General features: G+C 50.2%; 9 protein-coding genes and 1 riboswitch. Of the genes, 6 read left to right on the forward strand and 3 right to left on the reverse strand.

Going from position 1 to position 16607, the window contains the following annotated elements; all coding sequences use genetic code 11:
• Positions 1–41 precede the first annotated feature (41 nt).
• Positions 42–1841 (reverse strand): sugar-binding domain-containing protein, encoded by a 1800-nt coding sequence (locus HWI92_RS02130; RefSeq protein ID WP_204660563.1) that lies wholly within the window; start codon positions 1839–1841, stop codon positions 42–44.
• Between the two features lie 517 nt (positions 1842–2358).
• On the opposite strand from HWI92_RS02130, the gene HWI92_RS02135 reads away from it, so the two are divergent.
• Positions 2359–4785 (forward strand): ABC transporter permease, encoded by a 2427-nt coding sequence (locus HWI92_RS02135; protein WP_204660564.1) that lies wholly within the window; start codon positions 2359–2361, stop codon positions 4783–4785.
• Between the two features lie 60 nt (positions 4786–4845).
• Here the strand turns inward: HWI92_RS02135 and HWI92_RS02140 are convergent, their stop codons facing one another.
• Entirely contained in the window at positions 4846–5220 is a 375-nt protein-coding gene (locus HWI92_RS02140; RefSeq protein ID WP_204660565.1) for a hypothetical protein, read from the reverse strand.
• Positions 5221–5922: 702 nt separating this feature from the next.
• On the opposite strand from HWI92_RS02140, the gene HWI92_RS02145 reads away from it, so the two are divergent.
• From HWI92_RS02145 to HWI92_RS02165, 5 genes are all read left to right on the forward strand, one after another.
• Positions 5923–7662 carry a sulfatase-like hydrolase/transferase gene (locus HWI92_RS02145; protein WP_204660566.1) on the forward strand — a complete coding sequence of 580 codons (1740 nt, stop codon included), beginning with the start codon at positions 5923–5925 and terminating at the stop codon, positions 7660–7662.
• Positions 7663–7861: 199 nt separating this feature from the next.
• A riboswitch (SAM riboswitch) is annotated at positions 7862–7955 on the forward strand.
• A gap of 146 nt (positions 7956–8101) precedes the next feature.
• Entirely contained in the window at positions 8102–9376 is a 1275-nt protein-coding gene (locus HWI92_RS02150; protein WP_204660567.1) for a peroxiredoxin family protein, read from the forward strand.
• A 57-nt stretch (positions 9377–9433) separates the two neighbouring features.
• Positions 9434–10612: a cysteine desulfurase family protein gene (locus HWI92_RS02155; RefSeq protein WP_204660568.1), complete on the forward strand. Its 1179-nt coding sequence runs from the start codon at positions 9434–9436 to the stop codon at positions 10610–10612.
• Between the two features lie 40 nt (positions 10613–10652).
• Positions 10653–13844 (forward strand): SusC/RagA family TonB-linked outer membrane protein, encoded by a 3192-nt coding sequence (locus tag HWI92_RS02160; RefSeq protein ID WP_204660569.1) that lies wholly within the window; start codon positions 10653–10655, stop codon positions 13842–13844.
• 13 nt (positions 13845–13857) lie between these two features.
• Positions 13858–15300 (forward strand): SusD/RagB family nutrient-binding outer membrane lipoprotein, encoded by a 1443-nt coding sequence (locus tag HWI92_RS02165; RefSeq protein WP_204660570.1) that lies wholly within the window; start codon positions 13858–13860, stop codon positions 15298–15300.
• 248 nt (positions 15301–15548) lie between these two features.
• Here HWI92_RS02165 and HWI92_RS02170 read toward each other — a convergent pair whose 3' ends face one another.
• Complete coding sequence (locus tag HWI92_RS02170; RefSeq protein ID WP_204660571.1) at positions 15549–16571, reverse strand: LLM class flavin-dependent oxidoreductase; 1023 nt, start codon at positions 16569–16571, stop codon at positions 15549–15551.
• Positions 16572–16607 lie beyond the last annotated feature (36 nt).

Genomic DNA, 16607 nt, shown 5'->3' on the forward strand with positions numbered 1-16607 from the left:
CGTTTGTCCTGACTCGGGTGCTATAAAGAGGAAAATCAGGTTTACGGGTTAAGCTTGTTTACTTCTTTGATCACTGCCTGATTGACCTCTTTAATCCTTTCTGTTTCCATCTTTTCGATCGCACGGTCGTAGGTCAGCAGCCCGTTAACCTCATGCTCCACGTCGGTCGTCTGGGTGTAGACGGCAACGCTCAGTCCCTTGTACTTCATCAACTGTTCCACCTGGTCCATCAGGAGCAAATACCGGTCGCTGAGCGCTTGTTTGGTCGGCTCGTAGTCGTAGGCATTGTTTTCGACAGGCCACATATGACCTTTGACAAACAGGCCCAGACCGCCGAACTCGCCCAGGGAAGCAGCTCTTTTATCATCCGGGACCGATGCATTCCTGGGGCCGATATAGATATGCGTGTCTACAAAATCACCATTGCCGGGATCGCCGTAGGCTTTCTGGTAATCGGGATTGTTGTTGAAACCTGAGTTGCCATTGACCAGTCGGGAGGGATCATACTGCTTGACCCAGTCGGTAATTTCTTTTACATCAAATGCACCCCAGTTTTCATTGAAGGGTACCCAGGTGATGATCGAGGGGGCATTGTAATGCTCATCGATGATCGCTTTCAGCTCCGTGCGAAAAGCGGCGTGTGTTCTGGTTGTATCTTCCTGCGGATACCATATGGCCGGCATATCCTGCCACACCAGCAGGCCCAGCTTGTCTGCCCAGTAATAAAAACGCTGCGGCTCGGTTTTCATGTGTTTCCGGATCTGGTTGAATCCGGCCCTTTTGGTGAATTCCAGGTCAGACTTCAATGCCGCTTCCGTAGGTGCTGTCAGTATGCCGTCGGGCCAGTAACCCTGGTCGAGCAAACCTACCTGCATCACAAATTTTCCGTTGAGCAAAGGTCTGACCACCCCATTGACCTTACCCAGCTTCACATCGCGCATGCCAAAATAGCTGGTAACCTCATCGGTGACATTCCCGTTTTTATCGTGTAAACTTAATTTAAGATCATACAGAAAAGGATCCTCCGGCGACCACAACCTGGGGTTGGGAACAGGAATGTAAAATGCACTACCTGCCTCACCTTTTACCCGGGACACCACCCGCTGGTCTTCCGAGGCGATGGCCGCAACCGTACCCTGGCCGGCATCCACCAGTACTTTCAGGCGGTTGTTTGCCAGGTCGGGCAGCAAACGGATACTCTTGATGTAATTGACGCTGACGGGTTCCAGCCACACGCCCTGCCAGATACCGGAGCTGAAAGTATAATCGCCCCTCGGTCCATTTTTGCCCGACGGCATCCGTCCGTCATTCAGGTCATGTGCAGCCACAATCAGGATGTTACTTCCTGTTTTTAAAAACGGGGTGATATTCAAACTGAATGCATCATAGCCCCCTGCATGGCTGCCGGCTTTCTGCCCGTTGACAAAAACCGTGGCATCATGATCCACTGCATCAAAATGAAGAATAACCTGCTTTTCTTTCCAGGAGGCCGGAATCTCAAACCGTCTCCGGTACCACATGTTGATCTCCTGCTTCCGCTCAATGCCCGACAGGACAGACTCGGGACAATACGGTACCAGGATTTGCTCCACTTTCTGGTCAAATGCAATCGGTTTTGACGGATTGAGCGCATTGGCAAGCTGAGGACCGCCCTGGTAGTCCCATTTTCCATTCAAACACATCCAGTCATTACGCTGCAACTGTGGGCGGGGGTATTCGCTGAGCGGAAGCGGCGACTCCATGGCTTGTTTTGTCCAGGCTGTGGGTAGCTTGGCAACCTGCGCTGAGACACTTCCGGCGGTAATGTAAATCAGTAATGAAAAATAGAAAGCAAACTTCATGGTAATGGTTTAGACTTCTTTTTAGTGAAAAATTACTGTGATATTTTCTGTCCCGCTTACCGATATGTATCATGTTGGTAAATGCGGTAAATTCTATGGATGGGTATAATTGATTCCTGAAAAAGCACTACCTGTTTCCCGCCCCAAAGTAACCGGCAAATCGGCTGCTTTCCATTACTTCAAGCCTGAATATGATGAAATTCCTGAATTTAGGTATTTTCATCAGGGGCGCAGCATGTGCAAATGCTGGTTCTACTTTCCGGATTTGTAAAGAACAGGGCACTCGATGAGTCAGGGGAGCGGGTGATTATTTTACTTGGGAAAAGAAGGAATGCGCTGCAAACCCGATTAGTGTAGCTTTATTTTTGAACATAAAATAGTAAATATAAACAGACCGCCGTGTTCGGAATCGGACGCCCGGGCAGTGTCAAATGGCCTCTCTGAGCTCATTTTCAAAGATTATGTCATGGGTACAATTGTTTCGCGACTCAGGTTATCAACTTGACTCTGTCTGTCCATGCTCATCAATTATACCATCATCGCCTGGCGCAATCTGCGGAAGAATGCAACCTTCTCGCTCATCAATGTTTTTGGACTTGCGACCGGTCTGGCGGTGGCGTTGCTGATTGTGCAGTATGTACGCTTTGAGCTGAGCTATGAGCACAGCAATCCCCTGAGCAGCTGGATCGTGCGCTTGTCTATGGATTATCTGAACGGTGAATCGGTAAGTGCGCAGGATGCGGAAACCTACCCGCCGCTCGGAGCGAAAGCAGTGGCAGAAATCGCCGGCGTCCGGCGCTACACACGTGCATACCCATTGCGCAACCGGCTATCGACGGTTCAGATCGGTGAAAAATATTACCAGCTCAACCATGTATATGCGGTGGACTCCACATTTTTCGGGATGTTTAACTATCCGCTGCTTCGTGGGGTGCAAAAAGAAATTTTTACCCGGCCCAGGCAGGCCGTACTGACCGAAACCATGGCGCGGACCTACTTCAGGACGCTCGATGTCGTCGGCAAAACACTGAAAATTCCCACGTCGAACGGTGGTATTTTGTTTGAAGTAATGGGCGTGGTGCCGGATTCACCAGTCAATACCCACCTGAAATTCGATATGCTGCTTTCTTACCCAACCATGCTGTCGGATCTGGGAGAAGAGGAAGACAACTGGAACAATAACAATGCTTATACCTACCTGCAATTGGCAGACGACGCTGATTATGCATCTTTCACGCAATTGCTTGGAAAGTTCAGCAACCGGCTGGTACAGGAAAAGAAAATCAATAACGAGCGGGTGATCGCCCAGCAAATCAGCGATATCCATCTTCATTCCCAGAAAACATTCGAAACAGAAGCAAATGGCGACTCGCGCTCGGTGTACCTGCTGCTGGCCGTGGCGATTCTGGTGTTGCTGGGTGCATTTGTCAACTACGTCAATCTCACTACCTCCAGAGCACTCGACCGGGCGCGGGAGATCGGCGTGAGGAAAGCGGTTGGTTCTACGCAGCAGCAGATCGGGGTGCAGATATTGGTCGAAACAATTTTGATCAATGTGCTGGCAGGTAGCCTGGCTGTGGGCCTGGTCGCGGTGCTTCAAACGCCTTTTATAAAAATAGCCGGCTTGCCTGACGGATTTTCCATCCTGGGAGATGCATTTTTCTGGAAAAGCACGGCGGCTTTTATCGTATCCAGCGTGTTGCTCTCCGGGTTCTATCCTTCCATTGTGCTGGCTTCATTTGAGCCTGTGAAAGTTTTAAAAGGTAATTTTTCAACCTCGGGAAAAGGCGCTTTCTTCCGTAAGGTGCTTGTTGTGTTTCAGTTCAGCGTTACGCTGGTCCTGTTGGTACAAACTGCCGTCGTGTACCGGCAGGTGAGCTACCTGCGGAACCAGGAACTTGGGCTGAACATTGAGCAAACACTGGTAGTGAAAGCGCCGGTGGGCGTTGATGCGCGCAATGGGAACAGTACCTTCCGGCAATCACTGCTGGAACAGTCGCAGGTGAAGTCCGTTTCGTTTTCGGGCACGGTGCCGGGCATGGGTACTGCGGGAATGGGGACAACCACAGGCGTGAACCTGGCAGGGACTGCCCGCAAAACGTCCTATAATTTTCATGTCGCTGCGATTGATACGGTATTCATCAACCAAATGTCAATCCGGTTGCTGGCAGGGAAGAATTTTGATGCAGCCACACGCGCAGGGTTTTCGGACACGACCGACCGGCAGCTGATTGTAAACCTGGAAACGCTACGGCTTTGGGAAATTAAGACGCCAGAGGAGGCAATCGGAAAGCGGGTTGATCTCTGGGGAAATCAGGCAACCATCAGAGCGGTGATCGACAACTACCACTACGATTCACCGAAAGTGCCTCACATTCCGATTATTCACTTGTACTCGCCCTCATTCGACCGGTATGCAAGTGTTAAGTTTGCCGCAGGCGATCCTGGCGAGCAGCTCGCCGTTCTAAAACGTGTGTTTGAAGCCAACTTTCCTTATTCACCCTTCACTTACTTTTTTCTTGATAGTGAATACGACAAACAATACAAATCGGAAGACCGGTTTCAGCAGGTTTTCGGATTCCTGACTCTTATTGCAATTGTTATTTCCTGCCTCGGATTGTTCGGGCTGGCCACTTTCACGGCGTCCAAACGAACAAAAGAAATCGGCATACGGAAGGTTATCGGTGCGACCACGGCAAATCTGGTTTTACTGCTGTCCAAAGAATTCCTGATGTTGGTTGGTATTTCCATTGCAATCGGTCTGCCTGTGACCTACTTCCTAGCTCATGCCTGGCTCGACAACTACGCATCACGTACGGAACTCACCGTGTACCTGTTCGCCGGTCCCGCTGTTTTAATCCTGCTGATGGTGTTATTGTCCATCGGCAGCAGGACCATAGCCGCCGCCTTGCTGAATCCAGTCAAGTCGCTGCGGAGCGAATAAACAGACGGGCATTCCTATCAAGAAATGGACTTGCAAATGGGTTTTATTAAACTGAAACCATTAATGTCCTCCGTAGAGACGCCTCAAATACTGTCTTTGCAGACTGGTGAACCCGGCCAGGCTCATGAAAGTCAGTAAGCTGAGAACCAGCACGATAGTCGGATGCGGGAAAAAGAAGTAGGTTGTAAAAATTACCAGCAGTCCTTTTTCTGCCCTGGCCCTGAATGCCGGATCAAAATCGGCGGGGCGGCCGAAGATTAATTTTACCTTGCCTGCAAGGCCGGGTGTTAGCGCGACCGCATAACCCAGTTCCACCAGATAGTGAAAGTGCTGCCACAAAAAACTGTGGCTTTCCAGCTGCCGCGTAAGGCCGTATCTTGGCTCCTCATCTTCCTCCGCAAAGGTCCCGAAAAGCTTGTCCCAGATAATGAACATATTCCAGTACGCCCAGATTTCCGATCATTTGGGTATGCGTAAAAAAGGGATATATGCCGTGGATCAGCAGCATCGTCGTGATCATTTCTGCGGGCCATGTAGTTGAGGCTCATGCTAAATGGGCTAGAAATGCTGGTGGTTGGTAAACGCAAAAATAAACAAGATTCTAAGTACTATACAAAATAAGTAGACTTCATATATTTTTACAGCTTGTGGTGGGTTAAATGCTTTTTCTGCGGTTCATTTGCGTGAGCAGGCAGATTGGTTTTGTTTCAAAGAAAACTGTAAGATTCATGATGGGCGTCCATACGGGTTAGACTGATCTTTTGTGCGGAGGAAAGTTTCTGCTACGATATACCAGGCATGGACGCATTGCCGCAAGTAGTTTGCATCGAAGCCCCCTGGTACTGCGTATAGGATGAAGCGTTAGTGGTTTTGCTGCTAAGCTTGGAATGCCTGATTAAACTGCGGGAGCATACGCGAGGTATGTCAAGTTTAAAAAAAAGGGTAGTTGCTTGAAAATGACGGAACCAGGCGCAGACAGAAAATTGCTGAAATACATGACGGTCAGCCGCTTTTTTTCGATATTGGGCTTCCGGCACAAGCCGGCGTGACATGCCCCGTAAAACACATTTGTTCAGCTTGTTAATCAACCTTTGCACTTTGAGAAATTCCCTGCGATATGCTTCAAGAATAATTTGTTTGCTCATTTTTACAAGCATTTTAATACATAATGCACTGGCACAAAAGCGGCCAAACGTTGTGTTGATCCTGACCGACGACCAGGGCTGGGGCGACCTGAGCATTCATGGGAATGCCAATGTGCAAACCCCGAACATTGACAAACTGGCCAGGGAAGGGGCAAGGTTTTCCAGGTTTTATGTGGCCCCGCTCTGTGCGCCCACGCGCGCCGGTTTGCTGACAGGCCGGTACCATTATAAGGCGGGTGTTTCGGGAGTCAGCAATTCCAAAGAATTCCTGAACCTGGATGAGTTAACCTTTGCCGATCTGTTTAAAAAAGCAGGGTATGCGACGGGCGCTTTTGGAAAATGGCATAACGGAAGCCAGTATCCTTATCATCCGAACGGCCGGGGTTTTGATGAATTCTATGGTTTTCTGAGTGGCCACTATGCCAATTACTTCAATACCATGCTCGACCACAATGGTGTGGCGGTAAGAAGTATAGGCTACATAACCGACGACCTCACAGACCAGGCAATCGGTTTTATTGAAAAAAATAAAGACAAACCGTTTGTCTGCTACGTCCCCTTCAATGCGCCGCATTCGCCTTTTCAGGTTCCCGACCAATATTATGACCGGGTAAAAGCCCGCGGTATCCGGCAATTCAGTCAGAACAAAACGCAGGAGCAAACAGAAGTAACGATTTCGGCGCTGGCCATGTGCGAGAACATTGACGATAATGTAGGGAGGATACTAAAAACGCTGGACGACCTGCAAATTGCCGAAAACACAATCGTGATCTACCTGAGCGATAATGGTCCCAATTCGTGGCGGTGGAATGGAGGTATGCGGGGACGCAAGGGTATGGCCGACGAAGGAGGTGTGCGTGTACCCTTTTTTATCCGCTGGCCTGGCGTAATCCCCGCGGGGAAGGTGGTAGAAGGCAATGCAGCCTACATCGACGTTCTTCCGACACTGGCCGACCTGACCGGAATTGCAACTACCGGTACCAGGCCGCTCGACGGCATCAGCCTGAAACCGGTACTCACCGGCAAAGCAGCCAGGCTACCCGGGCGATTGTTGTTTTCTTCGATCAATAAAACACATAGCGTGAGACAATTTCCGTATGTGTATCAGGATGGAACTTTGTATAATTTGTCAAAAGATTCAACCCAGCAGAACAACCTCGCAGAGCAAAATCCGGACATCACCCGGAGCCTGGCTTCGGAGCTGGATCACTGGTACAAAACGACTTTCCGGGAAGTCGACTCCGTAAGACCAATTCCTGTGGGATACCCTCGTTTTCCCAAAACCACGCTTCCTTCCCAGGATGCGATCCTGCATCCCTCCGCCACCGGCACGCTTTCATACAGCAGCGCTGCACCCAACTCGTCGTGGATCGCCAATTGGAACGATACCCAGTCCTATGTGACCTGGAATGTGGATGTACATACAACCGGGAAATACAAAGTGAGCATCCTGTACACAAGTCCGGAATCGGGCGTAGGCAACACATTTAAAGCCGAGCTGAATGGGAAAAGTATTTCCGGAAAGATCAAGGAATCCTTCGATCCGGAACTGATCCCAAGTCCGGACCGGGTGAAGCGGGAGGCTGAGTCTTATGAAAAAGAATTCAAAACGTTGTACGTGGGAGACTGGACGCTGGAAAAAGGGACCGGCGAGTTGAAGCTGTCCGTCTCACAACTGGCAGGTCAGAAATTCGCTGATGTCCGCGCAATCGAACTGGTACTGGTGCAGTAATCCACCCTTCATGCTCTTACTATCGAACGAAAAGTACGCCTGGTAGCGAAGGATAATACTTTGCAATTCCTTCCTGATGTCATCCTGAAATAGGATTTTTCCGCCTCAAATACCCCCTGATTGCTGGAAAATGATAACATTTTCTGCAATGCCTTTGCATTCTGGAATTTTGTTTTCAACTTTGTCTATCGAATTAATAGATTTATAAAGAAGGAAGGGAGAGGTTAGGCTCTGTGATCTTCTGGCAACCTATGACTTTTTAAGGTGCCCCAACCTAATTCTAATGATAAATCTGAGAATCCATTAAGCGGAGTAACAGAGTAAAGTGAAAAACGAGGAGGGTTGGTGCCTTCCGGAAAGTGTAGGGTTGTCTTTTTTACCGGCCGTCAGGATGGTGAAGAAAACGATGGTATTTACCTAAAACAAACAATTGAAGAACATGAAAAGCTTTTCCTCCCGATTGATAACTTATGCAGTATCAGCCGTTTTGCTGCTTTCGTCCCTGAATGTGCAGGCACAGAAAACCGCTCTGAAGGATGGCATCTGGCGGGGTATTTTCAAGATTGGCGACATTGAAGTCCCGTTTAACTTCGAGGTCAGCAATGGTGCAGGCAAAGCCCCGGTTTTTACCGCGATCAATGGCGACCGCCGGGACGAGTTCCAGGGCAGATTCATTTCCCGGGATTCCATCCAGGTTAATCTCAACACTTTTGAAACTGCCTGGTTTGCCAGGATTGAAAGTGACGGGAGCATCTCGGGTGTCCAGAAAAGCCTGGTGCCCGGTAACAACAGCCGGACACTGTCTTTCACAGCCGCGCCGGGAAAGTCCTACCGTTTCATTGAGCCGGGTAAAGAAGTTGCTCCCAAAGCCGATCTTTCAGGCCGGTGGTGGGTGAAAATTAAGCCAGATGCGGATGCGGAAGGAAAGCCTGCTCCCGACCGGGTTGCGGTTTTTGAACAAAAAGGAAATAAGCTGGTCGGAATCATTCTTTCTGTCTCCGGTGACAGCCGCGAGCTGGAAGGCAATGTGCAGGGGGACGAGTTTTACCTGTCAGGTGTGACGGGGTCGAGCCCTGCTTACGTGAAGGGAAAGATCAGCAGCGACCAATCCATTTCAGGAACCATCGGCGCGGGTGCGCACCCCACCCGCTTTGAGGGAATCAAGGATGACAAAGCTGCATTGCCCGATGCCTATGCGCTTACTTTTCTGAAACCGGGCTACGACAGGCTGGATTTTACATTTCCCGACCTGGAAGGCAAGCCGGTTTCGCTCCGGGACGAAAAGTACAAAGGCAAAGTAGTTGTGATCGAAATTATGGGCAGCTGGTGCCCGAACTGCATTGACCAGATCACGTTTTTGTCGCCTTGGTACAAGGAAAACAAGAGCAAAGGCGTAGAGGCAATTGCGCTGGCTTTTGAGGCGAAGGATGATCCCGCTTTTGCAAAAAATGCGCTGACCAAACTCAAAAACCGGTATGACATGCAGTATGATATCCTGTTTGCCGGAAAGGTAGGCGGCAATGCTGTGGCGGAAAAGTTGCCGGCCATAGACAAGTTTCTTGCTTTCCCGACGACCATTATCGTAGGCCGGGACGGAAAAGTGAAGGAAATCCATACCGGTTTCTCGGGCAAAGGTACGGGCCAGTTTTACCAGGACTACGTGAAAAAATGGAATGAAGACCTCGCCCGGCTGATCAGTGAGCCGCTGCCCTGAACTGCTGAGATGCATTAATCAACAAACTGAAAACGCAGATCAACAACCTGACTGAATATGGAAATCTATTGTGACAATGCCGCCACGACTCCGCTTGATCCGGAAGTCATTGAAACAATCCTGCCGTTTTTAATCCAAAACTTCGGTAATCCCTCGTCCACGCACTGGGCTGGGCGGAGAGTAAAAGAGGTGGTGAACCAGGCGCGTAAAAGCGTAGCCAAACTTTTGAATGCTTCTCCGGACGAAATCTTCTTTACTTCGGGCGCTACGGAGGCGATCAATCTTGCAATTTCGGGTGCGATTGCAGCCTATGACATCGATCATGTAATTACCAGCCGGATCGAGCACAAGGCCGTGCTGCAGACCATTTTGCAGCAAGAGAAAAAAGGCGGCATCAAAACCAGCTTTGTAAAGCTCGACGAACGTGGAAATGCAGACCTTCACGACCTTGAAAACCTCCTGCGTGCGAATCCGCGTACGCTCATTTGCCTGATGCATGGCAACAATGAAATCGGAAATCTTACGTATGTCAGGGCAGTCAGCAGCCTCGCCCGGGACTTTGATGCGATTTTTTTCACGGACACAACGCAGACCATCGGCAAGCAGCAGCTTGACCTTGGGGAGACGCACATAGATTTGCTGGCAGGTTCCGCGCATAAGTTTCACGGTCCCAAGGGTGCCGGGTTTATTTACATTAATAAAAAACATACAATCCCTGCGCAGATTTTCGGCGGCGGGCAGGAGCATGGACAAAGAGGCGGGACGGAGCATGTATCCGGCATTGCCGGCCTGGCAAAAGCATTGGAAGTAGCCTGCCGCGACATGGCTGTCAACCATGAAAAAGTCTCTGCATTGAAACAATACCTGATCCGCAAGCTGGCAATATGCGGCGTGGATGGCATTGGTTACAATGGCGAAAGCAGCTCGCCGGAACGTAGCCTGGCCAACATCCTCAGCGTGTCGTTTCCCTGTCCGGCCACGGGCAGTCTGGTAAAAAGCCTCGATCAGCTGGGCATTGCCGTTTCAGGCGGCAGTGCCTGTTCAAGCCAGGGCAGCTCGCACGTTATCAGTGCATTACCTCATCAGCCGGATAAGGAGCATGTCCGCTTTTCATTCAGCAAGTTCAATACCTTCGACGAGGTGGACCACATCGTGCAGGCAATTGCAGGCATTTACAGGGCGAACCCCGTTCAGAAAACCAATCAATCCCGCTTTCATTTTGAATTGACACATTAAGCACAATGCTTATTTATTTTTTACTACTGATATCTGCCTCATGAAGAAAAATTTAGTCCTGATTTTTTTCCTGCTCAGCTTTGTGCAAATAACACTTGCACAGAACATCAATGTATCCGGCAGGGTAACTTCCAAAACAGACGGTGAAGCGTTGCCGGGTGTAACCATTCTGATCAAAGGCACGTCCAAAGGCACCGCAACCGACGGGGAGGGCCGCTATGTTGTTGAAGCAGCACCCGGCTCGGTCCTGACATTCTCATTTATCGGTCTGAAAACGATTGAACTGAATGTGCCGGAAAACGGCAGGCTCGACGTGCAGCTGGAAAACGATGAGACCATTCTGCAGGAAGTGGTGGTCACAGCGCTGGGTATTGCCAAAGAGAAAAAATCACTGGGATATGCCGTACAGGAATTGCAGACCAAAGACCTCGCGGAAGCACGGGAGAATAACCTCGTAAATGCATTATCCGGTAAAATCGCCGGTGTCAACATAACAAATAGTCAGGGTGGGATGGGCTCGTCGCGGATCGTGATCCGGGGCGAAACTTCTATCGCAGGCAATAACCAGCCTTTGTTCGTGGTGGACGGGATTCCGGTGGATAATTCCCAGCTGGGTGCCGGCGCAAATGGCTCGCGGGACTTCGCAAATGCAATTGCCGACATCAACCCGAATGACATTGAGTCGATCAGTGTTCTGAAAGGGCCCAATGCGGCGGCGCTTTATGGCTCACGGGCTTCGAACGGAGTAATTTTGATTAAAACCAAATCCGGTAAAGGCACGCAGAAGGGCCTGGGTGTGAGTGTGAACTTTGGGTATACATTTGATAAGCTCCTGGTTTTGCCTGAATACCAGAACATTTACGGTCAGGGAACCGGCGGGGCATTTTCTTATGTCAACGGAAAAGGAGGCGGTGTCAATGATGCGACCGACGAAAGCTGGGGGCCAAAAATGGATGGAAGGCTGATCCCGCAATTTTTCTCAGAGGGCCAGCCGGCACCTTTTGTACCACATCCTGACAATGTCAAAAACTTTTTTGAAACCGGCCACACCCGCACCACCGGCGTGTCGGTTTCAGGCTCGAACGAGAAATTCGACTACCGGTTTTCGTTCAACAACAGCAAGCAGACCGGCGTGATCCCGAACACGGACATTTCCAAAAATTCCTTCGGCGTAAACACCACTTTCCGCCTGAATGAAAAGCTGACTTTGACGACCAGTGCCAACTTTATCAGAAATGCTTCCGACAACCTGCCGGGTACTTCGGGTCGCGGGAGCAGCGTTATGCTTCAATTTTTGTGGTTTGGACGGCAGGTGAATACGGAATTACTGAAAGATTATAATAAAGGCGGTTTTGATTACAACTGGAACCACAGCTATTACAGCAACCCCTATCTGCTGCAATACGAAAATACCGCCGAGCAGCGTCGCGACCGCTTTTTTGGCAATGTAAATCTGAACTACAAGATCACCGACTGGCTCACTGCCACCGTGCGCACCGGAAATGATTATTACAATGATAAGCGTAAATTCAAGGTGGCTTATGGTACAAATGGTACGCCTTTCGGCTCCTATACCGAGGACAGCTACATTGTGAATGAGAACAATACGGATTTCAATTTCAATTTCCACAAAAATGTCAGTGAAGATTTTGAGGTGGACTGGCTTGTCGGCGGTAACCTGCGGAGCAACTTCAATGAGCAGAACCTGCAGCAGGCGCCCAAGCTGGCCGTAGCCGGACTGTATACGCTGAACAATTCGCGCGATCCGCTGGTATCGTCCAATGTTCTGCGGAAACAAAAAGTATACAGTGCTTTCAGCTCGGCACAGATCGGTTTCCGGAATTACGCTTTCCTCAACCTTACTGCCCGGAATGACTGGTCGTCCACACTTCCGACCGGTAACAACTCATATTTTTATCCATCCGTCAATGCGAGTCTGGTGCTGACGGATATGTTTAATATCAAAAGCAATGTGCTGACTTACGTCAAGATACGCGGCGGCTGGGCCGAGGTAGGAAAGGATACCGATCCTTACCAGCTGATCAATACGTATCCTTTCAACCAGCCTTTCGGCAGCGCACCCTTGCTGACGGTCTCGGATGTACTGCTGAACTCGGACCTGAAACCGGAAATTACCAAATCGACGGAGATCGGGGCCGATGTGGCTTTGTTCAAAAACCGGGTCAGGCTGGATTTGAGCTACTATAATACCGACAGTTATAACCAGATCCTGCGCGCCGATGTGAGCCCGTCGACAGGTTACAAGCAAAAGCTGCTGAATGCCGGGCACATCAACAACAAGGGTTTTGAAGCGATGCTGAATGTTAAAGCCATTGAAACCAATTCGGGCTTCCGGTGGGATGTGGGAGTAAACTATTCAAGAAACCGCAGCAAGGTAATTGCATTGGACGACGAAGGCTTTTTGAACGATTACCGGCTGGGTACCAATGGCGTAACGGTTTATGCAAGCAAAGGATTGGGCTACGGTGCATTGTTTGGCTCGGCTTATGCGCGGGATGCATCGGGGCAAATGATCATCGGGTCGACGGGTATTCCTGCAAAAGACCCCACGCTCAAAGTGCTGGGACATTACACGCCCAAATGGATCGGCGGGGTAACCAACTCATTTTCTTTTAAAGGGTTCAACCTGAGTGTGCTGATTGACACCAAACAAGGCGGCTCGATTTACTCGGCTACCAATGCAACCGGCCGCTACACCGGCGTACTGGCGTCGACATTGCCGGGGCGAGATGCGGAGCACGGCGGGTTGTCCTACTATTATCCCGGAAATAACAAAGCCGGCGTAGCTGTGCAGGTTGCAAATGCGGCCGCCGCACCATCGGGCGCTGTGGTGTACGACGACGGGATTATTGCACCGGGCGTCACCACCGACGGCAAGCCGAATACGACCATCATCCCGGCAGAGCGCTATTACAAAGGCGTGTATAGCAACAGTGCGGGCATCAATGAAGCGAGTGTTTTAGACGCCTCATTTATCAAACTGCGCGAAGTGAAGCTGGGCTACACCGTTCCGCAGGCTTTCGTGTCCAGGTTCAAACTGCAAAGCCTGATCTTCTCGGTATACGGCCGGAACCTGGCTTTCCTGCAAAAGAAAGCAGACAATATCGACCCGGAAACTGCATTCAGCACGGCCAACACGGGGCAAGGACTGGAATCGTTACAGCTACCGACCACGAGTTCTTACGGATTCAATGTTTTGATCGGCTTTTAATCAATAGACAATCATGAAAAAAAATATAGTAGCAAAAGGAATTGCCATTGCTTCACTGTCCCTGCTTTTTGCGGGATGCCAGATTGAGTTAGAAGAGGTTAATGAAAATCCAAATGAGGCGATCCGTGCCCAGCCGGATTATTTGCTGGCCAATGCAATCAAATCAAATGCGGACGTAATCCTGGGCTCGGATGCTTCCATGGAAACCACGACGCTGTTTGTGCAGCATTGGGCTAAAATCCAGTATACGGATGTCGACAAATACACCGTCAGCATTTCCAATATCCAGAACATCTGGACAAACCTGTATTCGCAGGGCCTGACCGATTTTTCGGAGATCATTAAAATCGGGGAACAAACAGGAAATGTGAACTACCAGGCTGTCGGACTCATCCTGAAATCATGGTCTTTCCAGATCCTGACGGACTTGTACGGCGATATTCCTTACCGTCAGGCGGTGAAAATAGAGGAAACGTTAACACCAAAATACGATGCGCAGAAAGATGTTTACCTGGGATTGTTAAGTGATCTCAAAAAAGCGGCTGACCTGATCGATCCGTCAGGAAGCCCGATAGGCGGGGATGTGGTGTACAACGGAAATCTGGTCAAATGGAAGAAGTTTGCCAATTCGCTGCGCCTGCGGATTGCTCTGCGCATTGCCGACAAAGATCCGGCAACTGCCAAAGCAGTGGTAGCCGAGCTGGCCGCCGACAAAACGCAGCTGATTGCGTCCAATGATGAAACCGCGCAACTCATTTACCTGGCTTCCCCCAATCAGAACCCGGTTTCGAGAGACCGTGAAACACGTGATGATTACCGCGTGAGCAAGTCGGTGATCGACAAACTACAGGAACTGAAAGATCCCCGCCTGCCGATTTTTGCAAACAAAACCGCAGATGCAACTCCAACCGGCTACATTGGCGTAACAAACGGGCTGCCGGCGGATTCGGCTGCCAAGCTGGGTTTTACCAAAACCTCCAAACTGGGTGATTACTTTACCGCTCCGGCCTCGCCCGCGGTTTTTCTGAACTATGCGGAGGTACTCTTCAATCTGGCAGAGGCTGCGCAGCGCGGCTTTATTACCGACGAGCCGGCGGATTTGTACAAGGCGGCGGTGAGCGCTTCTTTGCAGCAATTCAAAGTGAGTACTGCTGACATTGCCACTTACCTTGCACAGCCTTCAATAGTTTACAATCCTGCTAATTACAAAAAGTCCATCGGGGAGCAGAAGTGGCTTGCTTTATTCGGGCAGGGGCCTGAGGCTTATACCGAGTGGCGGCGGCTTGATTATCCGCAGTTGAAGCCGGCTTATGCGGGTGTTTTGGGCGGGAAAGCCCCTTTGCGGCTCATTTATCCCACGGGCGAGCAGGCATTGAATGCTGCCAACTACAAAGCAGCAGTTGCCGCTCAGGGCGAAGACAGGCTGACCACAAAATTATGGTTTGACGCTTTTTGAGCAACATGAAAGTACATCCATTGAACAGGCAGCCGAACATCAGGCTGCTCTGCCTCATGGACTAATTATACAATTAAAAAGGAGTTCGGGCTGTAACGCCCGAACTCCTTTTTAATTGACATACAAAATGAATAACTGTTAAATGCGGCAATTTCTGAAAGCCAGGCATGCTGCAACTGAAATGTTGCGCTTTAATCAAAGTCTGGCCTTTCCGGTAATTTCGGACTGCCATAAAGAGGCCAGTGCGTTCAGGAAGCACTGTTGACCAATGGAATAACTTTGGTGCCGATCAGTTCAATTGCTTGCATGAGCTGCTGATGAGAGAGGCCTGCATTATCCATTTGAAAAGTAAAACGGTCGACGCCTCCCAATGCTTTGCTGTGCCGCAGCAGCTTTTCTGCAACCCGCTCGGGCCCGCCCACTACCAGTACACCTCTTGGCGCAATAAGTGCATCGAATTGATTTTTTGTTACCGGCGGCCACCCGCGTTCCCTGCCCAGTTTGGTCCAGAGCTCGGCATAGCCGGGATAATATTCACTTACTGCCAGCTCATCGGTGGCTGCAACATAGCCCGGTGAATGCAGTCCTACGGTTAGTTGGTCCGGGGTAAACCCTGCCCGTTGTCCTTCCTGGCGGTACAAGTCTATCAAAGGGCGGAAACGTTCTGTTTCGCCCCCGATGATTGCTACCATCAATGGCAAGCCCAACCTTCCGGCTCTTGCAAACGACTCAGGCGTACCGCCCACGCCGAGCCATACGGGCAGCTTTTCCTGAAATGCGCGCGGATAAACGGGTTGGTTCTTCAACTCCGGTCTGAATTTGCCTGACCAGGTGACAAATTCCTGGTCGCGGATTTTCAGCAGCAGGTCGAGTTTTTCCTTGAAAAGCGCATCGTAATCATTCAGGTTAAAACCAAACAGCGGATACGCGTCGATAGCCGATCCGCGGCCAACCACCAGCTCGGCGCGGCCTTTTGATATCAAATCCAGCGTGGCAAAGTTCTGGTACACCCGTACCGGGTCGGAGGTGCTCAGCACACTCACAGCACTTGCCAGCCGGATTTGCTTCGTCCGGGCCGCCGCGGCCGACAATATCACTGCCGGGGCCGAATCGAGAAACTCCTTTTTATGATGTTCGCCAATACCGAATACATGCAGACCGGCTTCGTCCGCCTGAGTTATGCGGTCCAGCAGCTGCTCCATGGCATCAACACTGCTGAGAACATTACTGCCGTACATGGCAGATGCAAAACTATCAATTCCTATTTCCATTGATCCAGTCATTTATCTGGCTGAGGCCATTTGTAA

Source organism: Dyadobacter sandarakinus (assembly GCF_016894445.1).
GTDB lineage: Bacteria > Bacteroidota > Bacteroidia > Cytophagales > Spirosomataceae > Dyadobacter > Dyadobacter sandarakinus.